Origin of the sequence: Streptomyces sp. cmx-4-9, assembly GCF_046548835.1 — a bacterium.
GTDB lineage: Bacteria > Actinomycetota > Actinomycetes > Streptomycetales > Streptomycetaceae > Streptomyces.
Genome location: NZ_JAEBEE010000002.1, coordinates 61355 through 85597, shown reverse-complemented (window position 1 = coordinate 85597; position 24243 = coordinate 61355). Strand labels below are relative to the sequence as shown.

The following is a 24243-nucleotide window of genomic DNA, read 5'->3' as shown; positions in this document are numbered from 1 at the left end:
GCACCCCCCGTGTCCGCAACCCTCTTACCCACCAGCGGACTTCTGATCAGCGCGCGGTGGCGGCGAAGCAGCCGCAGCACCGGAATGAACAACTGTGTGGAAGCGGCCGCCCTCTCCGGCGGCCTGCTCGCCGTCCGCGACTCCAAGCGGACGGACGGCCCGGCGGTGCTCTTCACCGGGCCGGCCTGGAACGGCTTCCTGTCCTCGGTCCGGGTGGACCTGCTCCCGTAGTCCGCCTACGCCGTGGCCCCGGCGGGTGCGGTCCCCAGGATCGTCGCGACGGCCCGGTCGATCTCCACCCCCGTGAGGTCCGCCCGGGCGGTCAGCCGCAGCCGGGAGACACCGTCCGGCACCGACGGCGGACGGAAGCAGCCCACGGACAGACCCTCCTCGCGGCAGTCGGCGGCCCAGCGCAGTGCCGCCGAAGCCGACGGGGCCCGCACCGACACCACGGCCGCGTCCGGCCTGGCCGCGGTCAGGCCGGACGCGGTGAGCCGCCCGTACAGCTCGGCGGCCACCTTGCGGGCCCGCTCCGCGCGCTCCGGCTCCTGCCGGAGCAGGCGCAGGCTCGCCAGCGCCGCGCCCACCGCGGCGGGGGCCAGCCCGGTGTCGAAGATGAAGGTGCGGGCGGTGTTGACCAGGTGGCGGATGACCTTCGCCGGGCCCAGCACCGCCCCGCCCTGGCTCCCCAGGGACTTCGAGAGGGTCAGCGTGGCCACCACTGCGGGGCGGCCCGCGAGCCCGGCGGCGTGCAGCGCGCCCCGGCCGCCCTCGCCCAGGACGCCGAGCCCGTGCGCATCGTCCACGACCAGGGCGGCGCCCCGCTCCCGGCAGGCGGCCGCGTACTGCGCGAGCGGGGCGGCGTCCCCGTCGACGGAGAAGACCGAGTCGCTGACCAGCAGCGCCCGGCCCTCGTGGGCGGCGAGCGTCTTGCGTGCGGTGTCCGGGTCGGAGTGCGGGACCACCGCGGTCTGCGCGCGCGAGAGGCGGCAGCCGTCGACGATCGAGGCGTGGTTCCCGGCGTCGGAGACGACCAGGGTGCCCCGGTCGCTGAGCGCCGTCACGGCCGCCAGGTTGGCCGCGTACCCGGAGGACAGCACCAGGGCCGCCTCGAAGCCGCAGAACTCCGCGAGCTCCCGCTCAAGCTCGGCATGAAGCTCGGTCGTACCCGTGACCAGGCGGGATCCAGTGGCCCCGGCACCCCAGCGCTCGGCCGCCTCGCAGGCTCCGCGGACCGTCCCGGGGTGCTTGGACAGCCCCAGGTAGTCGTTGCTCGCGAGGTCCAGGAGCGGGGAGGACGCCGGGCGCGGACGCAGGGTCCGGACGAGTCCTGCCTGCTCGCGGGCCCGTTCTGCGTCATCGATCCAGGCGAAGACGTCCACGGGCTCGGGGCTGTGCTGGGGCATCGGCGCGTCCTCGGGTCTTGTCGGCAGTCCACAGACCTGCCCGACCCTAACCGTCGGGACTGGAGCGCCAGGTGTGGCGATACACACACTCCCTTCAGGCCATGTTGTTCATTCTCTCCTTGGCCGGGAGTGGTCGAGTGGTCCAGGATCGGCGTCATGGATCTGCTGAACACCCTGGTTGACAAGGGGCTGCGGCGCGAGCTGCCGACCCGCGAAGAGGCACTCGCCGTGCTGGCGACCTCTGACGACGAACTGCTCGACGTGGTGGCCGCGGCGGGCAAGGTGCGCCGCCAGTGGTTCGGGCGTCGGGTCAAGCTGAACTACCTGGTCAACCTGAAGTCGGGCCTGTGCCCGGAGGACTGCTCGTACTGCTCCCAGCGCCTGGGATCCAAGGCCGAGATCCTCAAGTACACCTGGTTGAAGCCGGAAGAGGCCTCCCAGGCCGCCGCCGCCGGCGTCGCGGGCGGGGCCAAGCGGGTCTGCCTGGTGGCGAGCGGCCGCGGCCCCACCGACCGGGACGTGGACCGCGTCGGGAAGACCATCGCGGCGATCAAGGAGCAGAACGAGGGCGTCGAGGTCTGCGCCTGCCTCGGCCTGCTCTCCGACGGCCAGGCCGAGCGGCTGCGCGACGCGGGCGCGGACGCGTACAACCACAACCTGAACACCTCCGAGGCGACGTACGGGCAGATCACCAAGACCCACACCTACGCGGACCGGGTCGACACGGTGCAGAAGGCGCACGCCGCTGGCCTGTCCGCCTGCTCCGGTCTGATCGCCGGCATGGGCGAGAGCGACGAGGACCTCGTCGACGTCGTCTACTCGCTGCGCGGGCTGGACCCGGACTCGGTACCGGTCAACTTCCTGATCCCCTTCGAGGGCACCCCGCTGGCCAAGGAGTGGAACCTCACCCCGCAGCGCGCCCTGCGCATCCTCGCGATGGTGCGCTTCGTCTGTCCCGACGTCGAGGTCCGGCTGGCGGGCGGCCGCGAGGTGCACCTGCGCACGATGCAGCCGCTCGCCCTGCACCTGGTCAACTCGATCTTCCTCGGCGACTACCTCACCAGTGAGGGCCAGGCGGGCCAGGCCGACCTCGACATGATCGCGGACGCCGGCTTCGAGGTGGAGGGCGCCGGTACGTCGACCCTGCCCGCTCACCGCGCCGACGTGGCCGAGGCGGCTGCCGGAGGCGGCTGCGGCTCCCACGGCGGCGGCGCCTCCGTCTGCGGTTCCGGCGGGTCCGCGGAGGCCGCCGAGGGGGCGGGCTGCGGCTCGGCCTGCGGCGGGTGCTCCGGACACGCGGACGCGGCGCAGGCCCCGGTGCCGGCGGTCGCGGCGGCGGGCTCCCAGGCACCGGCCGGCGAGGTCCGGTCCGACCTGGTGGCGGTCCGCCGCCGCGGCACCGGAACGGATCTTGCGCCCAATGCCTGACCAGCACGACGCGTACGACCCGCTGCCGGTCCGGGACCTGCTCGCCCTGGACCGGCAGCACGTCTGGCACCCGTACGGCCCGATGCCCGGACGGCAGGAGCCGCTGGTCGTCTCCGCCGCCTCGGGCGTCAGGCTGCGGCTGGCGGCCGCGGCCGAGGGGCAGGACGAGCTGGTCGACGGCATGTCGTCCTGGTGGTCGGCGATCCACGGGTACAACCACCCGGTGCTCAACGAGGCCGTGACCGGGCAGCTGGGCCGGATGTCGCACGTCATGTTCGGCGGCCTCACCCACGAGCCCGCCGTCCGGCTGGCCGCGAAGCTGGTGGAGGTCACCCCGGCAGGGCTGGAGCACGTCTTCCTGGCCGACTCGGGCTCGGTCTCCGTCGAGGTCGCGGTCAAGATGTGCCTGCAGTACTGGCGTTCACTGGGCCGGACGGGCAAGACCCGGCTGCTGACCTGGCGCGGCGGCTACCACGGGGACACCTGGCAGCCGATGGCCGTGTGCGACCCCGAGGGCGGGATGCACGAGCTGTGGCAGGGCCACCTGCCCCGCCAGGTCTTCGCGGACGCCCCGCCCGGCGGCTTCGACACCCCCGTGGACCCCGCGTACGCCGACCACCTGCGGTCCCTGATCGCCGCGCACGCGGACGAGCTCGCCGCGGTGATCGTGGAGCCGGTGGTGCAGGGCGCGGGCGGCATGCGCTTCCACAACCCGGGCTACCTCGCGGTGCTGCGCGAACTGTGCGACGAGTACGGGGTCCTGCTGATCCTGGACGAGATCGCGACGGGCTTCGGCCGCACGGGTGCGCTCTTCGCGGCCGACCACGCGGGCATCACCCCGGACGTGATGTGCCTGGGCAAGTCGCTGACCGGCGGATACCTGACGCTCGCCGCGACCTTGTGCACCGAGCGGGTGGCGCAGGGGATCTCCCGGGGCGAGGTCCCGGTCCTGGCGCACGGCCCGACCTTCATGGGCAACCCCCTCGCCACGGCCGTGGCCCTGGCCTCGGTCGACCTGCTGCTCGGCCAGGACTGGGCCGGGGAGGTCAAGCGGATCGAAGCGGGCCTGCGCGAGGGCCTGGCGGCGGCGTCCGGCCTGCCGGGGGTCCGGGACGTCCGCGTGCTCGGCGCCATCGGGGTGGTCCAGCTGGACCACGAGGCGGACGTGGCGGCCGCCACCCGGGCCGCGGTCCGGGAAGGCGTCTGGCTGCGTCCCTTCCGGGACATGATCTACACGATGCCGCCCTTCGTCACCGGTGACGCCGACGTCGCCCGCATCTGCCGCGCCGTGTGCGCGGCCGCGCAGGAAGGCTGAGGTCCGGTGACGGTACTCATGGTGTCCGGAACGGGCACGGAGATCGGCAAGACGGTGACCACCGCGGCGATCGCCGCGGCCGCGGTGGCCGCCGGCCGCTCGGTGGCCGTGCTCAAGCCCGCCCAGACGGGGTTGGGCCCGGCCGAGCCCGGGGACGCCGCCGAGGTGGTGCGGCTGGCGGGTTCCGCCGTCACCGCACGGGAACTGGCACGCTATCCGGAGCCGTTGGCCCCGGACACGGCAGCCCGCCGCGCCGGGCTGGCGACGCTCTCCCCCGCCGAGATCGCCGAAGCGGCGCAGCGGCTCTCGGCGGGCCACGACCTGGTGCTGGTGGAGGGCGCGGGCGGGCTGCTCGTCCGCTTCGACGAGGCCGGCCACACCCTCGCCGACGCGGCCCGGTTGCTCGGCGCCGCGGTGCTGGTGGTGGCCCCGGCGGGGCTCGGAACCCTCAACTCCACCGCCCTGACGGCGGAAGCGCTCCGGGCACGGGGGCTGACCGGGGCGGGCGTGGTCATCGGCAGCTGGCCGGCGGAACCCGACCTGGCCGCCCGCTGCAATCTGGCGGACCTCCCGGAGGTCTCGGCCCTGCCGCTGCTGGGCGCGGTCCCGCAGGGTGCGTCCAGCGCCGATCCGGCCGCCTTCCGCGCGGCCGCCCGGGCCTGGCTGGCCCCTCCCCTGCACGGAACCTGGTCCGCGGACTCCTTCCTGACCGCCTGGCCGGCGTAGCGCCCCACGCCGCCGAGCCGCGTGGACGCCCGCCGAGCAGCCGCGTGGACGCCCGCACGCGGCTCGGCGGTCGTGGGCCGCGTCCGGTGCGGCGGCCGGCGCCCTGACCGGGTGCGTGGCCGGCGCCCCGACCGGGTGCGGTGGCCGGCGCCCCGACGGGGTGCGGCGGCCGGCGCCCCGACCGGGTGCGTGGCCGGGCCGCAGTCCGCGGGGGGGCGGGGTTTGCGGCGGTCGGCTCCCCCGGGCCGGCCGGGCCGTGGTCCGGGGATGCCCCGCCGCACGCCGTCAGGGATGAGGGCCTGCGGACAGGGCACGCTGGAGGTACGCGCCCGTACGCCGCCACCGGAGGTTCGCCATGTCGTCGCGCCCCACACCGGCCCAGCACCGCGACCCGGTCCACCACCCGCTCTTCGCCCGGTTCTACGCCCGCGCCGGCACCGCGGCCGACGCCCGCGGCGGGGTCGCCGCCCTGCGCCGCGAACTGCTGCACGGAGTCTCCGGGCGCGTCATCGAGATCGGCTCCGGCAACGGCCTGAACTTCGCCCACTACCCGCGCGCCGTCTCCGAGGTCGTGGCCGTCGAACCGGAGCCGAGCCTGCGCAAGCTCGCGGTGTCCGCGGCGCTGCGCTCCGAGGTCCCGGTGGACGTCGTACCGGGCGTCGCCGAGGCCCTCCCCGTCAAGAGCGAGGCCTTCGACGCCGCCGTCGCCTCCCTGGTGCTGTGCACCGTACGGGACCTGCCCCGCGCCCTCGCCGAGCTGCACCGCGTGCTGCGCCCGGAAGCCGAACTGCGCTTCCTGGAGCACGGCCTCGCCCCGGGGCCCGGCATGGCCGGCGTCCAGCGCGCGCTGGACCGGACCCTCTGGCCCCGGCTCTTCGGCGGCTGCCACACCGCGCGCGACCCCCTCGCCTCGATCGAGGCCGCCGGCTTCCGGATCGTCTCGCAGCGCGCCTTCCGGCTGCCGGAGCGCGGCCCGGCCTTCCCCACCTCGTACTGCGTGATCGGTTCGGCCCGCCGGTCCCTCGGGTGAGGTCAGTGCGCGAGCGGCTTGACCCAGCGCGTCCAGTGCTCCTCGGGCCCGTAGCCGGCCGCCCTCCAGGCCCCGTGCGCGCGGGCGTTGCGGTCCAGCACCATGGCGTCCGCGCGCCGGCCGCCGAGCGCCTCGAACCGCTCCTCCGCGGCGGCCAGCAGCGCCGTCCCGATGCCCTGCCTGCGGTGCCCGGGGTGGACCGCGAGCCGGTAGAGGTGGCAGCGCCAGCCGTCGAACCCGGCAATGACCGTGCCGACGAGTGCACCGCCGCCCCGGCGGGCGAGCAGCAACGCGTGCGGGTCCCGCGCGTGGAGCCGCCCGATCCCGGCGAGGTCGTCGCTGATACTCGTTCCCTCGGCCGCGCTCTTCCAGAAGTCGAGCACGGAGTCGAGATCGGCTGCCGAGGCGGAGCCGATGTGAAGATCGTCCATGTCAGGGATCCCATCATCCGGCGTGCTCCACCAGAAGAGCGAGGACCCCTCTTTGCCCGTCCTTTACCACGTGGCACCAGACCGACCGAACGAAAGGTGTGAGCGTCCGCCCATGGGCGAGTCCCCCGTCCCCCAGCATCCCGCCGCCCGCCCGCGCCCGGACTCCGACCCCGGTTCCCGGCGCCGCGCGGCAGCCCGCCCAACGGCCGCTCACCGGACGGGGGCGGGCCTGCGATGACCGAAGTCCTGCTGCTCCTCCTGGCGCTGCTGCTCTGCCTCGCCTGCGGGGTGTTCGTCGCCGCCGAGTTCTCGCTGACCACCGTCGAGCGCAGCGAGCTCGAAGGGGCCGTCGAGCGGGGCGAGCGCGGTGCCGAGAGCGCCCTGGCCGCCGTACGCAGCCTGACGTTCCAGCTCTCCGGCGCCCAGCTCGGCATCACCGTGACCGGCCTGGTCATCGGCATGCTCTCCGAACCCTCGATCGCGGCTCTGCTGCGGGGCCCGTTGGAGTCCCTCGGACTCTCGCCGGGCGCCGCCTCCTCCACCGCCCTGGTCATCGGGACCGCCCTGTCGACCGTCGTCCTGATGGTCGTCGGCGAACTCGTGCCCAAGAACTGGGCGATCTCCTCGCCGCTGGCCATCGCCAAACGGGTGGCGACGGTCCAGCGCGTCTTCAGCCGTGCCTTCAAACCGCTGATCGGCCATCTGAACAGCACGGCCAACCGCATCGTGCGCCGTCTGGGCCTGGAACCGGCCGAGGAGCTGGCCTCGGCGCGCAGCCCGCAGGAGCTGGTGGCACTGGCGCGGCACTCGGCCAAGGCCGGGGCGCTGGAGAAGGACACCGCCGAACTGTTCGTGCGGACCCTGAACCTGGCCGATCTGACGGCGCAGAACGTGATGACCCCCCGCGTCCAGGTCACCGCCCTGGACCTGCAGGCGACGGCCGAGGACGTGGCGAACGCGACGCTGGCGACGGGCCTGTCGCGCTTCCCGGTCTACCGCGGCAGCCTCGACACCGTCGTCGGGACCGTCCACATCAAGGACGTACTGGCCCTGCCGCCGCTCGAACGCCGCCACACCGCGGTGTCCCGGCTGGTGCGCGAGCCGCTGCTCGTACCGGAGTCCCTGACCGTGGACCGGCTGCTGGACCGGCTGTCGGGCAAGCAGACCATGGCCGTGGTCATCGACGAGTACGGCGGCACGGCCGGCGTCGCCACCCTGGAGGACATCGTCGAAGAGGTGGTCGGGGAAGTCCGCGACGAGCACGATCCGCATGAGACCCCCGACCTGGCCCCGGCCGGTACGGACGACTCCGGGCGACCGCTCTACTCGGCCGACGGCGCCGCCCGCACCGACCAGCTGGAACGGATCGGACTGCGGGTGCCCCACGGCCCGTACGAAACCCTGGCGGGCCTGGTCGCGACCGGGCTGGGCCGGATCCCCGCCGTGGGCGACACGCTGGAACTGGACGGCTGGCAGCTGGAGGTGGTGGACGCCGGCGGGCGGCGGGCGGCGCGGGTGCTGCTGCGCGAACCGGCGGGTCGGGGAGGCAGCACGGCGGACACGGCCACGCCGGCCGCCACCACCGACCCCGCGGACACGACCGACGTGGCCGGTGCGGACGACGTGGCCGGCGCGGCCGGTACGGACGGCGTGGCCGGTACGGCCGGCGCGGCCGGCGCGGCCGGCGCGGCCGGTGCGGCCGGTGCGGCCGGTGCGGCCGGTGCGGCCGGTGGGAACGACACGGCCGGCGCGGACGGCGCAGCCGGTGCGGGGGACGCGGCCGGTCCGGCCGGGGACCGCCGGGACACGGAGGGGGACCGATGACCGCGATCCAGTTGCTGATCGGCCTGGCGACCCTGCTCGTCAACGCCTTCTTCGTCGGAGCGGAGTTCGCGCTGATCTCGGTCCGGCGCAGCCAGATCGAGCCGCATGCAGAGGCGGGCGACCGGCGGGCCCGCGCCGTCGTGTGGGGTCTGGAGCACGTGTCCGCCATGATGGCGGCGGCCCAGCTGGGCATCACCCTGTGCACCCTGGTCCTGGGCGTGGTGGCCGAACCCGCGATCGCGCACCTGCTGACCCCGCTGTTCGACCTGGTCGGGGTGCCGGCGGGGCTGACCCATGCGATCTCCTTCGTCGTGGCGCTGACGCTGGCCACCTACCTGCACATGCTCTTCGGCGAGATGGTGCCCAAGAACGTGGCCCTGGCGGAGCCGGTGCGCGCCGCCCTGCTGCTGGGGCCCCCGCTGGTGGCCCTGAGCCGGGGGCTGCGGCCGGTGATCTTCGCGGTCAACGCCTTCGCCAACGCCCTACTGCGCCTCTTGCGGGTGGAGGCGAAGGACGAGGTCTCGGCAACCTTCTCGGACGACGAACTGGCCCGGATGGTCAAGGACTCCAGTGCCGCGGGACTCCTCGACGACCGGGCGAGCGAACGGCTGCACGACGCCCTGGAACTGGGGCGCCGGCCCGTCACCGACGTGGTGATGCCGGTGGAGCGCGTGGTCACGGCCCGCGCGGGCATCACCCCCGACGGTCTGGAACAGCTGTCGGCGCGCTCCGGGTTCTCCCGTTTCCCGGTGGTCGATGCGCAGCAGCGGATCCTGGGCTACCTGCACGTGAAGGACGCCCTGGACGTGGAGCCGACGGAGCGGGAGGCGCCCTTCCCGCCGGGAGGGCTGCGGCCGATCGCCCAGATCCGGGCGGAGACCCCGCTGGACGACGTGCTGACCGCCATGCGGCGCAGCCGGACCCACCTGGCGGCCGTACTCGGCGCGGACGGGGCCATGACAGGGCTGGTCACCATGGAGGACGTGCTGCGCGAGCTGTTCGGCCGCCCGGCATCCGCGTAGTGCCGTGACCGGAGAGGTCCACCGGGTCGCAGCACTGGCGGCCGGCCGGGGAGCCGGGGGCACGCGCTCCCCCGGCTCCCCGGTCCTCGGCCGCCGGGCTCCCAGGGCTCCCCGGGCCGCGGGCTCCCCCGGGCCGCGGGCTCCCCCGTCACCGCACGATCCGCCTACCGCGCGGTAGCATCGGCTTCGCCATGGAGATGAATGCCTCGTACACCAGTTTTGTCGCGGTCGGCGACTCCTTCACCGAAGGCATGTCCGACCTGCTCCCGGACGGCTCCTACCGGGGCTGGGCCGACCTGCTGGCCGCCCGGCTCGCCGCGCGCGAGCCGGCCTTCCGCTACGCGAACCTCGCCGTCCGCGGCAAGCTGATCCGCCAGATCGCCGAGGAGCAGGCGCCGCTGGCCGCCGCGATGGGCGCCGATGTCGTCACCCTGGTGGGCGGGCTGAACGACACCCTGCGCCCCAAAGTCGACATGGGCCGGGTGCGCGGACACCTGGAGGAGGCGGTGGCCCTCTTGGCCCCCTCCTGCAAGCAGCTCGTACTGATGCGCTCCCCGGGCCGCAACGGGCCGGTGATGGAACGTTTCCGTCCGCGCATGGAGGAGCTCTTCCTCATCATCGAGGAGCTCGCCGCCCGCCACGGCGCCGTGGTGGTGGACCTGTACGGGGCCGCCGCCCTCGCCGACCCGCGGATGTGGGACGTGGACCGGCTGCACCTCACGGGCGAGGGCCACCGTCGGGTGGCGGAGGCCGTCTGGCAGGCCCTGGGGCTGCCGCCCGAGGACGACTGGCAGCTCGAACTGCCCGCCGCGGTGGCCCCCGGCTGGACGGCGCGCCGTTCCCAGGACCTCAGCTTCGCCCGCCGGCACCTGCTGCCCTGGGTGGGCCGGCGCCTGACCGGGCGCTCCTCCGGGGACGGACGGCCGGCGAAGCGTCCGGAGCTGCTGCCGTACGAGCTCACCCGGGGCGACCGGCTCTCGTAGCAAGCCACAATCCGGGGCGGGGTCCCCACCTGCGTAAACGCACAGCGGCGGTCCAAGTAGAATTCCTCCACGTGACAGCCAAGCCCCGCATCCCCAATGTCCTGGCCGGCCGCTACGCCTCCGCGGAGCTCGCCGTCCTGTGGTCCCCCGAGTACAAGGTGACGCTGGAGCGGCGGCTGTGGCTCGCCGTCCTGCGCGCCCAGAAGGACCTCGGCATCGAGGTCCCGGACGCCGCCCTCGCCGATTACGAGCGCGTCCTGGAGACCGTCGACCTCGCCTCCATCGCCGAGCGCGAGAAGGTCACCCGGCATGACGTGAAGGCCCGGATCGAGGAGTTCAACGCCCTCGCCGGCCACGAGCACGTCCACAAGGGCATGACCTCCCGTGACCTGACCGAGAACGTGGAACAGCTCCAGATCCGGCTCTCGCTGGAGCTGGCCCGGGACCGCACGGTCGCCGTGCTGGCCCGTCTCGGCAAGCTGGCCGGCGAGCACGCCGAACTGGTCATGGCCGGCCGCTCCCACAACGTGGCCGCGCAGGCCACCACCCTCGGCAAGCGCTTCGCCACCGCGGCGGACGAGCTGCTGGTCGCCTACGAGCGCCTTGAGGACCTGCTGGGCCGCTATCCGCTCCGCGGCATCAAGGGCCCGGTCGGCACCGCCCAGGACATGCTCGACCTGCTCGGCGGCGACGCCGCCAAGCTGGCCGACCTGGAGCAGCGCATCGCCGCCCACCTCGGCTTCGCCCAGGCCTTCACCTCGGTCGGCCAGGTCTACCCGCGCTCCCTCGACTACGACGTGGTCACCGCCCTGGTGCAGCTGGCCGCCGCCCCGTCCTCGATCGCGAAGACGATCCGCCTCATGGCCGGCCACGAGCTGGTCACCGAGGGCTTCAAGCCCGGCCAGGTCGGCTCGTCCGCGATGCCGCACAAGATGAACACCCGCTCCTGCGAGCGCGTCAACGGCCTGATGGTCATCCTGCGCGGTTACGCCTCGATGACCGGCGAGCTGGCCGGCGACCAGTGGAACGAGGGCGACGTCTCCTGCTCCGTGGTCCGCCGCGTGGCCCTGCCGGACGCCTTCTTCGCCTTCGACGGCCTGCTGGAGACCTTCCTGACCGTCCTCGACGAGTTCGGGGCCTTCCCGGCGGTCGTCGCCCGCGAACTGGACCGCTACCTGCCCTTCCTCGCGACCACCAAGGTTCTGATGGGCGCGGTCCGGGCCGGGGTGGGCCGCGAGGCCGCCCACGAGGTCATCAAGGAGCACGCGGTGGCTTCGGCCCTCGCCATGCGTGAGCAGGGCGCGGAGCGCAACGAGCTCCTCGACAAGCTGGCCGCCGACGAGCGGATGCCGCTGGACCGGGCCCAGCTCGACGCCCTGATGGCCGACAAGCTCTCCTTCACCGGCGCCGCAGGGGACCAGGTGGCCGCGGTGGTCGCCCGCATCGAGGCCGTCGCCAAGCAGCACCCGGCGGCAGCCGGGTACGCGCCGGGGTCGATCCTCTGACTCCCTACGAGCTGAACGCCGCCCGTGACCGCGTCCTCCCGGACGTGGTCGCGGGCGGTCTGCGTGTGCTGTTCTGCGGGATCAACCCCGGTCTCCTCTCCGCCGCGACGGGCCACCACTTCGCCCGCCCCGGCAACCGCTTCTGGCCCGTCCTGCACCTGTCGGGCTTCACCCCGCGCCGGCTGGCCCCCGCCGAACAGGAGGAGCTGCTGACCTACCGGCTCGGCATCACCAACGTCGTGGCCCGCGCCACCGCCCGCGCCGACGAGCTGAGCGCGCAGGAGTACCGCGAGGGCGGCCGCATCCTCACCGCCAAGGTGGAACTCCTGCGCCCGCAGTGGCTGGCGGTCGTCGGCGTCACCGCCTACCGCACCGCCTTCGGCGAGAGGAAGGCGCAGATCGGCCCCCAGGAGCGGACCATCGGCTCCACCCGCATCTGGGCCCTCCCCAACCCCAGCGGCCTCAACGCCCACTGGACGGCCGAGACGATGGCCCAGGAGTACGCCCGCCTCCGCGTCACCGCCGAGTCAGAGCCCCAGCCGGAGCCCGAGTCCCCCGGGAGGCCCTGACCTCCGGCCCGGCCCCGCCCCGACCGCGGGGCGGTCCCCCGGTCTACGGCGGGTCGACGACGGTCACCCCGGCCGTCAGCACGTATGGGTCGTCACCGTCCCCCTGGGTCACACAGGCCACCAGCCACCGCTCCTCGACCCGCCACAGGTGCACGTGGCCGGTGGCCTCGCTCAGCCCCGCCCAGGGGGCCGGTATCCCCTCCCCGCCGAACACCCTGTCCCGCAGTGAGACGAGGGCAAAGACCTGGGCCGGTCCCCACCGGTCGGTCAGCGCCTGGGTGAGCGCCCCGTACTCGGCGTTGATCTGGTCGGCCGCCTCGGCCCGACCGGCGCCGCCGTCGTCCCGGAAGTCCTCGGTCCAACTGACCTGCACCAGGTGGAAACCGGGTCCGCTGCTGCGCCCACCGGACCAGACCGGCTCGGTCGGAAAACCCTCCGCCCGGAGCCGGTCGATCGCGTCGAGATGCTCTGCCGTGGTCATGCCGTCAGTATCCCGACCGGCACTGACAACTGGCCCGGTGTCACGCGTCCCTGCGCCGCACCGCGATCCAGCCGGCGACCACCGCGACCGCGGCCCACAGTGCCATCACACCCAGTCCGTTCCACGGGCCGAGGTCGCCGTGCGGCTCGCTCCGCATCACCATCTGTCCGGCGCGGTCCGGCATGTACTGCCCGAGTCCGCCCACCGCTTCGCCGATGAGGAAGGACACGATGAGGAAGAGGGGTATGAGCAGGCTCGTCACTGCCATCCCGCTGCGCAGGACTGCTGTCAGCCCGGCCGCGAACAGGGTGACGACCGTCAGGTAGAGCCCGCTGCCGACGATGGCCCGGACCGTCCCCGGGTCACCCGTTTCGAGGGCGTAGGGCCCCATGAGCGCCTGGCCGGCCACGAAGGTGGCGAAGCCGGTGACCTGCCCCATGGCCAGGGCCAGTCCGCCGACCACCGACATCTTCGACAGGTAGAAGCGGGTGCGGTGGGGAACGGCGGTGAGGCTGGTGCGGAGCGCTGCGTTGTGGAATTCGACGGAGAGGGCGTTCGCTCCGAAGACGATGGCCGCTATCTGGCCGAAGTTGAGCCCGTAGAAAGCGGCGAGGAGCGGATCCTCACCCATGCTGCCCTCCTCGGCCCGGCCTATCGCCGCGGCGGTCAGCACCTGAATTCCCACCGTGGCGACGAACACGGCTATCAGGGCTCCGAACGTCCCCCGCAGGGATCTGATCTTGATCCATTCAGAGTGCAGGACAGGCAGGGTGGGCAGGGCGGACGGGGCGGACGGGGCGGACGGGGCGGTGGTCATGGCGGAACCTCCTGGAGTGCGGCCAGACACGGCGGGTTAACGGGCGGCGGCGGTGAACTGGGCGTGGTCGGCAGTGAGATCGAGGTAGGCCTGCTCCAGCGAGGCGCGTAGGTCGGTCAGTTCCAGCAGGGCGATGCACTCCCGGGCGGCGAGGGTGCCGAGCTGCTCCGCCCGTATGCCGTCGACGGTCCAGCGCCCTGCGCCGGCGTCCAGCAGCTCAAGGCCGTCCCGCGCGAGGGCCGCGCGCAGCCTGACCGGTTCAGAGGTGCGCAGTTGCACCTTGGACGTGCTGCGCGCTTCGATGAACCCATCCATCGAGGTGTCGGCCAGCAGCCTGCCTGCGCCGAGCACGATCAGGTGGTCGGCCGCGGCCGCCGTTTCGGACATGAGGTGGCTGGAGACCAGGACGGTCCGCCCTTCGGCGGCGAGTGCGCGCATCAGCTCGCGGATCCAGACGATGCCTTCGGGGTCCAGCCCGTTCGTCGGTTCGTCGAGCAGCAGCACCCCGGGGTCGCCCAGCAGGGCGGCGGCGATGCCCAGACGCTGGCGCATGCCGAGGGAGAAGGTCTTCACCCGTCGCCCGGCCACCGGGGCGAGACCGGCCTGCTCCAGGACTTCCTCCACCCGCTGCGCGGGTATCCGGTTGGTCGCGGCGAGCAGGCGCAGATGGTCGCGGGCGGTCCGCCCGCCGTGGATGGACTGCGGGTCCAGGAGCGCACCGACCCTGCGCAGCGGCTCGGTGAAGGAGGTGAACGCCCGTCCGTCGATGGTGGCCGTACCGGAGGTGGGCCGGTCCAGTCCGAGCAGCAGGCGCATCGTGGTGGACTTCCCTGCACCGTTGGGGCCCAGAAAGCCGGTGACGCGCCCGGGGAGAACATCGAAAGTGAGGTGGTCCACGGCCCGGACGGAGCCGTATTCCCTGGTCAGTTCCCGAATCTCGATCCTGTTCATGCCCCAAGGTTCGCCGTCGGTCCCTTCCCCCTGCCTCCCCCGTGCGGGGGGACCGTCTCCCCCGCACGGGGGAGACGCCCGAAGTGCTGCGGCTGCCAGGATGAGGGCATGTCCCTCCTGCTTCGTGCGCCGTTCCGCGGTGTCACGTACACCCGCTGGCTGCACCTGCTCGTGCCCATCCTGATCGTGTCGATCTGGATGTTCATAGAGCCGGCGTGGCCGTGGGTGCCTGCTCTGATCGTCGCCCCGTTCGGGCTGCTGCCCTGGGTGCGGCTGGCCGAGGGGCTGCAGGCGCAGTTCCTGCTGACCCCGCAGGAGCGGGGCCGCCACGACGGTTCCATCAGCACGGCGGCGTCGACCCGTTGGGGTGACCGCTGGCGGACGGTCGCCTGGTTGGAGATACGGCTCCTGCTGGCGGGCGTGGCGATGACGGCGACGGTCTGGCTGCCGATGATGTCCCTGGAGCTCGCCGTCACCGGCGCCGGGCGCTCCCTCGGCTCGGACGTCGTGATCCTGCCGGTCATCCCGCCCCGCTGGCTGGCCCTGGCCCTCGTGCCCGTGCCGCTGGTGCTGCTGCTGGTCGTCGTGGTCCTGCTGGGCAGAGCCGTCACGGCCATCGCGGCCCGGCTCCTGGGTCCCTCGGCCGCCGAGCGGCTCAGCGCCCTGGAGGCCCGCACGGAGCAGTTGCTGGAGCGGACCCGGATCGCGCGGGAGCTGCACGACTCCATCGGGCACGCGCTGACCGTGGCGGTGGTCCAGGCCGGAGCGGCCCGGGCGGCGGGCGACCCGGAGTTCACCGAGCGGGCGCTGTGCGCGATCGAGGAGACCGGCCGGGCCGCGATGGAGGATCTGGACCGGGTGCTGCTGGTGCTGCGGGAGTCCGCGCAGCCGCCCTCCCAGCGACCCACCCTGGCTGACGCGGACCGGCTGCTGAACTCGGCGCGCGCTTCCGGGTCCCCGGTGGACGCCGAGCTGTCGGGGCCGCTGGAGCAGTTGCCGGGGCCGGTCACCCGGGAGGGGTACCGGATCCTGCAGGAGGCGCTGACCAATGTGCTGCGGCACTGCGGCCCGGTGCCGGTCCGGGTCCGGGTCGAAGCGGCTGTGGGGAGACTGGATCTGGAAGTCAGCAATCCGCTGCCCGGCGGGCCCATGCTGATGACGGGGACCGGCAGCGGCCTGCGGGGTATACGCGAGCGGGCCGCCCTGCTGGGTGGCGAGGCCGAGACAGGCCCCTACGAAGGGAGTTGGCGGGTGCGCGCGAGGCTTCCGCTGGAGCGAATACGCTGACCGGATGCCGGTTACCGTACTGATCGTCGATGACGAACCCCTGGTGCGCGCGGGTCTGCGCGCCGTCCTGGACGCCCAGCCCGACATCGAGGTCGTGGGAGAGGCGGCCGACGGCGCCTCCGTCGTCCCCCTCGTACGGCAACTGCGGCCGCAGGTCGTCGCGATGGATGTGCGGATGCCCCTGCTGGACGGCATCCAGGCGACCCGGGCGGTCCTGCGGTCGGTGGACACCCCGCCGAAGATCCTCGTGGTGACCACCTTCGAGAACGACGAGTACGTGTACCAGGCCTTGCGGGCCGGGGCGGACGGGTTCCTGCTCAAGCGCGCCAGACCCTCGGAGATCGTGCACGCGGTACGGCTGGTGGCGGAGGGCGAGACGCTGCTCTTCCCGGCGGCGGTGCGGGCTCTGGCGGCGGAGTACGGGAACCCCAAGGCCCGGACGGTGCTGGAGCGGGCGGAGCTGACCGAGCGGGAGGAGGCGGTGCTGCGGCTGATGACGAAAGGACTGACCAATGTGGAGATCGCGAAGGAGTTGATCATCGGGGCGGAGACGGTGAAGTCCCATGTCAGCGCGATCCTGGCGAAACTCGGTGCGCGGGACCGGACCCAGGCGGTGATCATGGCGTACGAGTCGGGGTTCGTCGCCCCGGCCTGAGGCGGCCGGCCCCCGTTGTGGGGGGCTGCTTCTCGCCGCCGTACCGGGTGGGCAGTACGATCCGGCTGACAAGCTCGCTAGCTGGGAGGACACACGTTGGGGCAGCTGACCGGCGGGGACCCCTCACTGCTCCGGCGGATCAACTCCGCCGTGGTGCTGAGAGCGCTGCGCGCGGCCGAATCACCGACCCTGACCGACCTCACCCGGGTGACGGGGCTGTCGCGGCCCACCGTCGAGGGGGTCGTGGAGGGGCTGATCGGCACCGGACTGGTCGTCGAGGCCGATGCCGAGGAGGGTGCACGGCGCCAGGGCAGGCCGGCGAGGCGCTTCCGCTTCCGGGCCGAGGCCGGGCACCTGCTGGGCATCGAGATCGGCGCGCACCGCGTCGCCGTGCTCCTTTCGGGGCTGGACGGGCGGGTCATCGGGGCCGGCACCAAGGAGGTCGCCGAGAGCGCGTCCGCCGACGAGCGGCTGGAACGGGTCCGTACGGCGGTCGCAGATCTGCTGCGCCGGGCGGGTGTGCCCCGGGACTCGCTGCGGGCCGTCGGCGTGGGCAGCCCCGGGATCGTGGAGGCGGACGGCACGGTCCGCCTCGGGACGGCCCTGCCGGGCTGGACCGGCCTCCCCCTCGGGGAGCGGCTGCGGCGTTCGTTCCGCTGCCCGGTGCAGGTGGAGAACGACGCGAATGCTGCGGCGGTCGCCGAGCACTGGAAGGGCGCCGCACGGGACACCGACGACATGGTGTTCGTCATGGCGGGTCTCAGCCCGGGTGCCGGTTCGCTGATCGGCGGGCGGCTGCACCGGGGGTTCGGCGGGGCGGCCGGGGAGATCGGTGCGCTGCACCTGCTGGGCCGCGAGGTCACCCCGGAGAAGCTGCTGTCGACGACGGGCGAACCGCTCCATCCGCTGGACGAGCCGGCGGTCGCTGCGGTCTTCGCGATGGCCAAGCAGGGCGATGAGCGGGCGGTGGCCGCCGTCGAGCGGTTCCTGCAGCGGCTGGTGCACGACGTGGCGGCCTTGGTGCTGGCGATGGATCCGGAGCTGGTCGTGGTCGGCGGCTGGGCGGCCGGGCTGGACGGGGTACTGGAGCCCCTGCGGCAGGAACTGGAGCGCTACTGCCTGCGCCCGCCGCGGGTGACGCTGTCCCTGCTCGGGGAGGCGGCCGTCGCCACCGGGGCGCTGCGGCTCGCGATGGAGCACGTCGAGGAGGAGCTCTTCGCCGTGGAGAAAACGGTCACGGCCCGCCGCCGCTGACCCGGACCGCGCGCCCGACGCGCCGGCCGATGGTCCGTCACCGCTGCCGACCCGGCGCGCTCCGGCCAAGCGCTGCCGTCGCTGACCCGCCACGCGACCGGCACACCCAGCGGCCGCCGTCGGGCCGGCACCCCGGCAAGGGCTGCCGCCACCGATCCCGCGCCCGGCGCCTCAGCCGGTAGGCCCGCCGCCGCTGACCCGGACCGCGCGCCCGACGCGTCGGCCGATGGTCCGTCACCGCTGCCGGCCCGGCGCCCTTCGGCCAAGGCCTGCCGTCGCTGACTCGCCACGCGACCGGCACACCCGGCGGCCGCCGTCGGGCCGGGACCCCGGCAAGGACTGCCGCCACCGATCCCGCGCCCGGCACGCTGGCCGATGGTCCGTCACCCTTGCCGGCCCGCGCCCTTCGGCCAAGGCCTGCCGTCGCCGACCTGCCACGCGACCGGCACACCCGGCGGCCGCCGCCGGGCCGGCGTCCCGGCAAGGGCTGCCGCCACCGATCCCGCGCCCGGCACGCTGGCCGATGGTCCGTCACCCTTGCCGGCCCGGCGCCCTTCGGCCAAGGCCTGCCGTCGCTTCCCGCGCCCGGCGCCTCAGCCGGTAGGCCCGCCGCCGCTGACTCGGACCCCCGCGCCCGGCACGCCGGCAGATGATCCGTCACCGCTGCCGGCCCGGCGCCCTCCGGCCACGGGCTGCCGTCGCTGATACCCGGCATCGGGCCTGAAGGCGGCCGTCGCAGACCCGTTCAGGGCAGCCGGGGGCGGGCGGGGTCAGGGCGGCTGGGGTCAGGGCCGGGGCAGGGCGGGTTCAGGAGGCCACGCGGGGTTCGTGGGTGATCTCCACAGCCCCCGAGTCCCCGAAAGTGAGCCGGCAGGTGTCGGCCCGGTAGGTGGCGACGGATACGGCGGCCGTGCCCGCGGCGGTGAAGTAGCGGGTGGTGACCAGCAGGACCGGGGCTCCGGGGAGGCGGTCGAGTTCGCGGGCGTCGTCGGCGCGGGCGGAGCCGAGTTCCACCGAGCGGTCCTGGCCGTCCAGCACCAGCCGCTGCAGCTCGCGCAGGACGGCGCGGGCCCGGGCGGGTCCGGCGGGGGCCTCGATCGCAGGCAGTCCGGGGACGGAGCGGGCCGGTACGTACAGCAGCTCGGCCGCGACGGCCTGCCCCTGCGCGACGCGCGTCCGGCGCACCGTGTGGACGGGTTCGTCGGAGGCGAGGCCCCCGCCGAGGCCGCCACCGCCGTCCACACCGGTACCGACACCTACCCCGACACCGACACCGACACCGACACCGAGGAGCTTGAGGACCGCCGCGGGCGCCAGACCTTCGGCCGCGTCCACCGGCTCCCAGCCGTCGACGCCCTCACCGGGCCAGCTGTGCTCCGCGGTGCCCACCGCCACGCCCACGCGCGGCGGGGCGACGGTGGTCCCGACGCCCCGGCGGCGCTGCAGCCGGCCTTCGAGCTCCAGCTGCTCCAGGGCCTGGCGCAGGGTTGCGCGGGCAACGCCGAAGCGGGCGGCGAGTTCACGTTCGTTCGGCAGGACCTCGCCCACGGCGAAGTCCTGGTCGAGCGCCTCGCTGAGGACGGTCTTGAGGTGCCAGTACTTCGGCTCCGGCACCGTTTCGAGCTGCGTGGTCCCCACCCTGACTCCTCCTGCCATCGCTGCACTCGCCGTGTTCCAGCGGCAGTTCGGCGCCCTTGTTTATTAAAGGTTCCTGCACTATCCCTGCGACGATAGGACGGCACACCCCCTTGGTCAAGACCAATGCTCATCCCTTTGCCGGGCAGATCGGGCATACGTATCAAGCCGTTCACGGGATGTTCTCGTGCGTACCGAGGGCTTGTAGTCAAGGGCTACCGGGCGGTAGTGATGGCGGTAGCCCCTACTGACAGCCAGTCTCACGGGCGTCCAGCCGACGAGGAGCAGCATGACCGCCAGAGTCTCCTTCACGATCGATTCGCCGATCGGCGCCCGCACCGCCACCGTCTCCTACGAGCGCCGGGGAGCGGGCGAGCCCCTCCTCCTGCTGCACGGCATCGGCCACCACCTCCAGGCCTGGCACCCGGTGACCCACATCCTGGCCGCCCAGTACGAGGTGATCGCCGTGGACCTGCCCGGTTTCGGGGCGTCGGAGCCGCTGCCGGCAGGGGTTCCGTACGACCTGGCGACCGTGTCGGCGGCGCTCGGTTCGCTCTGCACCGCCCTCGGCGTCGAGCGGCCGCATGTCGTCGGCAATTCCCTCGGCGGGCTGCTCGCGCTCGAAATGGGCCGCCGCGGGCTCGCCTCCTCGGTCACCGCCCTGTCCCCCGCGGGCTTCTGGACGCAGGCCGAACGCCGCTACGCCTTCGCCACCCTTCTCGCGATGCGCGCCGGCGCGAAGGCGCTGCCCGGCCCGGCCGTGGCACGACTCGCCCGCAGCGCCGCCGGCCGGACCGCCCTCACCAGCACCATCTACGCCCGCCCTGCCCGGCGTTCGCCCGCGGACGTGGTGGCGGAGACCCTGGCCCTGCGCCATGCCACCGGCTTCGAGCAGACCCTCGCCGCCGGAATCTCCGTACGCTTCACCGAGGACGTGCCCGGCCTGCCGGTGACCATCGCCTGGGGCACCAGGGACCGGCTGCTGCTGCGACGCCAGGGGGTGCGCGCCAAGATCACCGTCCCCGGCGCCCGCCTGGTGCGGCTGCCCGGCTGCGGCCACGTCCCCATGAACGACGACCCCGCACGGGTCGCCCGGGTGATCCTGGACACGGCCCGCAGCGCGAGCCGCCCGCCCGTCTGACGCCCCACCCCGAAGAGCCCGGTGCGGGCGGCTTCCCGGCCGGGCGGCTCGACGCCGCCTTCGGCCCGGAGACGGCGTACGTCCAGTCGGCGCCGTTCGCGAACATGTCCCCGTCCGGGAACCCGCCGTACTCCGGAGGGGTGGACATCGGCGCAGCGAGCGGAGAGCCGCCCGTGCGGCCGCGGCGCCAGGACGGCGGCGTACTCTTCCCCCGCGCCCTCCCTCCCGGGCGCGGGGGCCAGTAGGCCGCGGACCCGGCCGGCGGGCGGGCGCGGCAACCGGCGGCCGCACGGCAGACAGGCGCGGCGAGCGGCGGGCGGCCGGCGACTCCGCGGCGGGCCACGGCCCGAGGGTGAATCCGGGCATCGTCGCGAAAAGGCCATGAAATCGGCCAGATGGATACTTAACCCATCGGTCACAGACCGTTCGCGATCACGCAACACCCCTGCGCCACAGTGATGTGCATGACTGACCGTAACCGTGTTTCCGCGGCGCCCGCCCCCGCGCCCTCCCACCGCCACCACCGCCACCACTGGCGCCGCGACCTCGTCGAACTGGCCGCGCTCTTCTGCGCCGTCGCGGTCGCCGACGCCATCGCGAACCTCGTCGTGCACGGCCCGAGGGGCCCGGTCCTGCTGGCGGTCTCGGCGGTGGCCCTGCTGGTGACCGCCGCGTTCCACACCTGGTGGGCCCGGCGGCACAGCCATGCGCCGCCTCCGGATTCCACGGACGGCGCAGCACCCGCCGCTCCGGCGGCGCAGCCGGCGCCCGTCCCCCTGACGACCGCGACGAGTTCCGCGCTGTGGCGGATGCGGACGACGGTGCGGGACGAGCCGGGCTCCCTGGCCGTGCTGTGCACCGCCCTCGCCCGCAGCGGCGTGGACATCCTGACCCTCCAGACGCACCCGCTGCCCGAGGGCGGCACCGTCGACGAGTTCCTGCTCCGCGCCCCGCAGGAGCTGCCCTCCGCCGACCTCACCCGGGCCGTCGCCGGCGCCGGCGGCCACAGCACCTGGATCGAGCGGGCGGACGCCCACGACCTGGTGGACACCCCGACCCGCGTCCTGGGGCTGGCCACCCGCACCGCCCTGGACGCCGCCGAACTCCCCCTCGCCCTGCGCCAGCTGCTCGGCCGCTGCACCATCCACTCGGTCCCGGCCACCACCCTCTCCGGCCGTCCGCAGGCGGGCGGTGACGTCCCCGTCGAAGGGGTCCTGGAGGCCACCGTCATGCGGCTGCGCGACCCGGCGGGCGGTGCGATCACCGTGGAGCGGCCCTACCTGCCGTTCACCCCGACCGAATTCGCCCGCGCCCGCGCCCTGGTGGAGCTCGACACCCGGCTCGGCCCCCGCGTCCCGCGCAGCCAGGACGTCCTGACCCTGCCCGAGGGCAACGAGATCACCGTGCGCCGCGCCGACGGCTCCGACCAGGCGGCGGCGCGCGCGATGCACGACCGCTGCTCCGAGCGCACCCTGTCGCTGCGCTACCACGGCCCGGTCGCCGACGCCGACCGCTACCTCGAACACCTGTTGAGCCCGCGCTTCGGCCGCACCCTGGCCGCCACCACCGCCTCCGGCAAGCTCGTGGCCCTCGGGCACCTGCTGTGGGACGGCGACGAGACCGAGGTCGCGCTGCTCATCGAGGACGACTGGCAGCGCCGCGGCATCGGCTCCGAACTCCTGCGCCGCCTCCTCGCGATGGCCGTCGAGGCCGGGTGCGACAGCGTGTACGCCGTGACCCAGTCCTCCAACACCGGCATGGTCGCCGCCATGCGCGGTCTCGGACTCCCGCTCGACTACCAGATCGAGGAGGGCACCCTGGTGATCACCGCGCGGCTGGACGCGGCCCCGGTCGTCCCCCGCCTGCCGTACGAGACCCCCCGCCGGGCCTGACCTGCCGGTCCCGCGCCAGGGACCGGCAGGGGGCGAGCCGGTCCGTGGCGGGCGGTTGGTCCTGTTCGCGTCAGCAGGTTGACAGTAAACGGTGATGACGGGACCGCACCGGCCATAAGAAGATGGGCCCATGTCAGAGACCCTCCACAGCGACAGCGCCACCCGTCTGCCCCGCCAGGTAGCGGATGCGTACGTCGACGACCTCATCGCCATCGACCCGATCACGGGCACCTACCTCGGTGTCGCCGCGAGCTCCGGCAAGCTCCCGGACTTCTCCCCCGCCGGAGCCGCGGCGACGGCCGAGCTGGCCCGCACCACCCTCGCCCGCCTCGACGCGGCCGAGCAGCTGCCGGGCGCGGACAGCGACGCCGAGCGTCGCTGCGCCCGCCTGCTGCGCGAGCGGCTGAACGCCGAACTCGCGGTGTACGAGGCCGACGAGCACCTGCGTGCGGTCAGCAACATCCACTCTCCGGCGCACTCCGTCCGCGAGATCTTCTCCCTCACCCCCGCCGACACCGACGAGGAGTGGGCCGCGATCGCCGAGCGGCTGCGCGCCGTCCCGGCCTCCCTCGGCGGCTACCGCGAGAGCCTCGCGCTGGGCCTGGAGCGCGGGCTGTTCGGCGGTCCGCGCCCGACGGCCACGTTCATCGAGCAGCTCACGACCTGGGCCGGCCAGGCCGAGGACGGCGGCCGCGACTACTTCGGCGCCTTTGCCGCCGCCGGCCCCGCGTCGCTGCGCAGCGAGCTGGACGAGGCGGCCGCCGCGGCCACCGCGGCCGTCGCCGGGCTCCGCGACTGGATGCGCGACGTGTACGCCCCGGCCGTCGCCGGGGCCCCGGACACGGTGGGCCGCGAGCGCTACGCCCGCTGGTCGCGCTTCTTCAACGGCACCGACCTGGACCTGGACGAGGCCTACGCGTACGGCTGGTCGGAGTACCACCGGCTGCTCGCGGACATGAAGGCGGAGGCCGCCAAGATCCTGCCGGGCGCCGGCCCCTGGGAGGCGCTGCGGCACCTGGACGAGCACGGCACCCACATCGAGGGCGTCGACGAGGTCCGGGACTGGCTGCAGGGCCTGATGGACGAGGCCATCGAGAACCTCGACGGCACCCACTTCGAACTCGCGGAGCGCGTCAAGCGGGTCGAGTCGAAGATCGCCCCGCCGGGTGGTGCGGCCGCCCCGTACTACACCAACCCGTCGGAGGACTTCTCCCGTCCGGGCCGCACCTGGCTCCCGACCATGGGCCAGACCCGCTTCCCGGTGTACGACCTGGTCTCCACCTGGTACCACGAGGGCGTGCCGGGGCACCACCTCCAGCTCGCGCAGTGGACGCACGTGGCGGACCAGCTCTCGCGCTACCAGGCCAGCGTCGGCCTCGTCAGCGCGAATGCCGAGGGCTGGGCGCTGTACGCGGAGCGCCTGATGGACGAACTGGGCTACCTCAAGGACGCCGAGCAGCGCCTGGGCTACCTGGACTGCCAGATGATGCGCGCCGCTCGGGTGATCGTGGACATCGGCATGCACCTGGAGCTGGAGATCCCGGCGGACTCCCCCTTCCACCCGGGTGAGCGCTGGACCGTGGACCTGGCGCAGGAGTTCTTCGGACTGCACAGCGGCCGTCCGGTGGACTTCATCGAGAGTGAGCTGACCCGCTACCTGTCCATGCCGGGGCAGGCCATCGGGTACAAGCTGGGCGAGCGCGCCTGGCTGCTGGGCCGGGACAACGCCCGCGCCGCGCACGGGGACTCCTTCGACCTGAAGGCCTGGCACATGGCGGCGCTGTCGCAGGGCTCGCTGGGGCTGGACGATCTGGTGGACGAGCTCTCGAAGCTCTGACCCGGGCGCACCGCGCAGGCTGGATGCGCATCGACGGGCCGTCCGTCCCTCCCG

22 protein-coding genes are annotated in these 24243 nt (G+C 73.9%); 16 read left to right on the top strand and 6 right to left on the bottom strand.

The genetic code is table 11. The features are described 5' to 3' along the window. Positions 1-9: 9 nt before the first annotated feature. Positions 10-231: a DUF397 domain-containing protein gene (locus ACLJTM_RS06265; RefSeq protein WP_411102388.1), complete on the top strand. Its 222-nt coding sequence runs from the start codon at positions 10-12 to the stop codon at positions 229-231. A 5-nt stretch (positions 232-236) separates the two neighbouring features. On the opposite strand, the gene ACLJTM_RS06260 is transcribed toward ACLJTM_RS06265, so the two are convergent. After that, positions 237-1406 carry an 8-amino-7-oxononanoate synthase gene (locus ACLJTM_RS06260; protein ID WP_411102387.1) on the bottom strand — a complete coding sequence of 390 codons (1170 nt, stop codon included), beginning with the start codon at positions 1404-1406 and terminating at the stop codon, positions 237-239. Between the two features lie 156 nt (positions 1407-1562). Between ACLJTM_RS06260 and bioB the strand changes: the two genes are divergently transcribed. The 4 genes from bioB to ACLJTM_RS06240 all read left to right on the top strand — a co-directional run bounded on the left by bioB (position 1563) and on the right by ACLJTM_RS06240 (position 5905). After that, positions 1563-2834 carry a biotin synthase BioB gene (bioB, locus tag ACLJTM_RS06255; RefSeq protein ID WP_411102385.1) on the top strand — a complete coding sequence of 424 codons (1272 nt, stop codon included), beginning with the start codon at positions 1563-1565 and terminating at the stop codon, positions 2832-2834. Continuing rightward, positions 2827-4149 (top strand): adenosylmethionine--8-amino-7-oxononanoate transaminase, encoded by a 1323-nt coding sequence (locus tag ACLJTM_RS06250; RefSeq protein ID WP_411102384.1) that lies wholly within the window; start codon positions 2827-2829, stop codon positions 4147-4149. Before bioB ends, ACLJTM_RS06250 begins: the two co-directional genes overlap by 8 nt. 6 nt (positions 4150-4155) lie before the next feature. Next, positions 4156-4875 (top strand): dethiobiotin synthase, encoded by a 720-nt coding sequence (bioD, locus tag ACLJTM_RS06245; RefSeq protein WP_411102383.1) that lies wholly within the window; start codon positions 4156-4158, stop codon positions 4873-4875. A gap of 355 nt (positions 4876-5230) precedes the next feature. Next, positions 5231-5905: a methyltransferase domain-containing protein gene (locus ACLJTM_RS06240; protein WP_411102382.1), complete on the top strand. Its 675-nt coding sequence runs from the start codon at positions 5231-5233 to the stop codon at positions 5903-5905. Between the two features lie 2 nt (positions 5906-5907). Here the strand turns inward: ACLJTM_RS06240 and ACLJTM_RS06235 are convergent, their stop codons facing one another. Further along, positions 5908-6336 (bottom strand): GNAT family N-acetyltransferase, encoded by a 429-nt coding sequence (locus ACLJTM_RS06235; RefSeq protein WP_411102381.1) that lies wholly within the window; start codon positions 6334-6336, stop codon positions 5908-5910. Between the two features lie 234 nt (positions 6337-6570). Here ACLJTM_RS06235 and ACLJTM_RS06230 point away from each other — a divergent pair, with 234 nt between their 5' ends. The 5 genes from ACLJTM_RS06230 to mug all read left to right on the top strand — a co-directional run bounded on the left by ACLJTM_RS06230 (position 6571) and on the right by mug (position 12239). Then, positions 6571-8160: a hemolysin family protein gene (locus ACLJTM_RS06230; RefSeq protein ID WP_411102380.1), complete on the top strand. Its 1590-nt coding sequence runs from the start codon at positions 6571-6573 to the stop codon at positions 8158-8160. Continuing rightward, complete coding sequence (locus tag ACLJTM_RS06225) at positions 8157-9182, top strand: hemolysin family protein (protein ID WP_411102379.1); 1026 nt, start codon at positions 8157-8159, stop codon at positions 9180-9182. The genes ACLJTM_RS06230 and ACLJTM_RS06225 overlap by 4 nt, the downstream gene beginning before the upstream one ends. A gap of 191 nt (positions 9183-9373) precedes the next feature. Next, positions 9374-10165, top strand: a complete 792-nt coding sequence (locus tag ACLJTM_RS06220; protein ID WP_411102378.1) for an SGNH/GDSL hydrolase family protein — start codon at positions 9374-9376, stop codon at positions 10163-10165. Positions 10166-10236: 71 nt separating this feature from the next. Next, positions 10237-11670 (top strand): adenylosuccinate lyase, encoded by a 1434-nt coding sequence (gene purB, locus ACLJTM_RS06215; protein WP_411102377.1) that lies wholly within the window; start codon positions 10237-10239, stop codon positions 11668-11670. Then, a complete protein-coding gene (gene mug / locus ACLJTM_RS06210) occupies positions 11667-12239 on the top strand; it encodes a G/U mismatch-specific DNA glycosylase (RefSeq protein ID WP_411103257.1) in 573 nt (190 codons plus the stop codon). Before purB ends, mug begins: the two co-directional genes overlap by 4 nt. Before the next feature lie 43 nt (positions 12240-12282). Here the strand turns inward: mug and ACLJTM_RS06205 are convergent, their stop codons facing one another. Genes ACLJTM_RS06205 through ACLJTM_RS06195 form a run of 3 tightly spaced genes read right to left on the bottom strand, consistent with a single transcriptional unit; the run spans position 12283 to position 14488 of the window. Further along, positions 12283-12720: a hypothetical protein gene (locus ACLJTM_RS06205; RefSeq protein WP_411102375.1), complete on the bottom strand. Its 438-nt coding sequence runs from the start codon at positions 12718-12720 to the stop codon at positions 12283-12285. A 40-nt stretch (positions 12721-12760) separates the two neighbouring features. Further along, on the bottom strand, positions 12761-13537 hold the full coding sequence (locus ACLJTM_RS06200; protein ID WP_411102373.1) for an ABC transporter permease: 777 nt from the start codon (positions 13535-13537) through the stop codon (positions 12761-12763). Positions 13538-13573: 36 nt separating this feature from the next. Further along, a complete protein-coding gene (locus tag ACLJTM_RS06195; protein ID WP_411102371.1) occupies positions 13574-14488 on the bottom strand; it encodes an ABC transporter ATP-binding protein in 915 nt (304 codons plus the stop codon). Between the two features lie 108 nt (positions 14489-14596). Here ACLJTM_RS06195 and ACLJTM_RS06190 point away from each other — a divergent pair, with 108 nt between their 5' ends. The 3 genes from ACLJTM_RS06190 (at position 14597) to ACLJTM_RS06180 (ending at position 17684) form a co-directional block, all read left to right on the top strand. Then, positions 14597-15775, top strand: a complete 1179-nt coding sequence (locus tag ACLJTM_RS06190) for a sensor histidine kinase (protein ID WP_411102370.1) — start codon at positions 14597-14599, stop codon at positions 15773-15775. 4 nt (positions 15776-15779) lie between these two features. Then, positions 15780-16430: a response regulator transcription factor gene (locus tag ACLJTM_RS06185; RefSeq protein ID WP_411102368.1), complete on the top strand. Its 651-nt coding sequence runs from the start codon at positions 15780-15782 to the stop codon at positions 16428-16430. A gap of 96 nt (positions 16431-16526) precedes the next feature. Then, on the top strand, positions 16527-17684 hold the full coding sequence (locus ACLJTM_RS06180) for an ROK family transcriptional regulator (RefSeq protein ID WP_411102367.1): 1158 nt from the start codon (positions 16527-16529) through the stop codon (positions 17682-17684). A gap of 807 nt (positions 17685-18491) precedes the next feature. On the opposite strand, the gene ACLJTM_RS06175 is transcribed toward ACLJTM_RS06180, so the two are convergent. Beyond that, a complete protein-coding gene (locus ACLJTM_RS06175; protein WP_411102366.1) occupies positions 18492-19322 on the bottom strand; it encodes a GntR family transcriptional regulator in 831 nt (276 codons plus the stop codon). Positions 19323-19608: 286 nt separating this feature from the next. Between ACLJTM_RS06175 and ACLJTM_RS06170 the strand changes: the two genes are divergently transcribed. From ACLJTM_RS06170 to ACLJTM_RS06160, 3 genes are all read left to right on the top strand, one after another. Further along, on the top strand, positions 19609-20460 hold the full coding sequence (locus ACLJTM_RS06170) for an alpha/beta fold hydrolase (RefSeq protein ID WP_411102365.1): 852 nt from the start codon (positions 19609-19611) through the stop codon (positions 20458-20460). Positions 20461-20924: 464 nt separating this feature from the next. Continuing rightward, positions 20925-22352: a GNAT family N-acetyltransferase gene (locus ACLJTM_RS06165; protein ID WP_411102364.1), complete on the top strand. Its 1428-nt coding sequence runs from the start codon at positions 20925-20927 to the stop codon at positions 22350-22352. A gap of 130 nt (positions 22353-22482) precedes the next feature. Beyond that, positions 22483-24189, top strand: coding sequence for a DUF885 domain-containing protein (locus tag ACLJTM_RS06160; protein ID WP_411102363.1), 1707 nt, complete (start codon positions 22483-22485; stop codon positions 24187-24189). Positions 24190-24243: the final 54 nt, after the last annotated feature.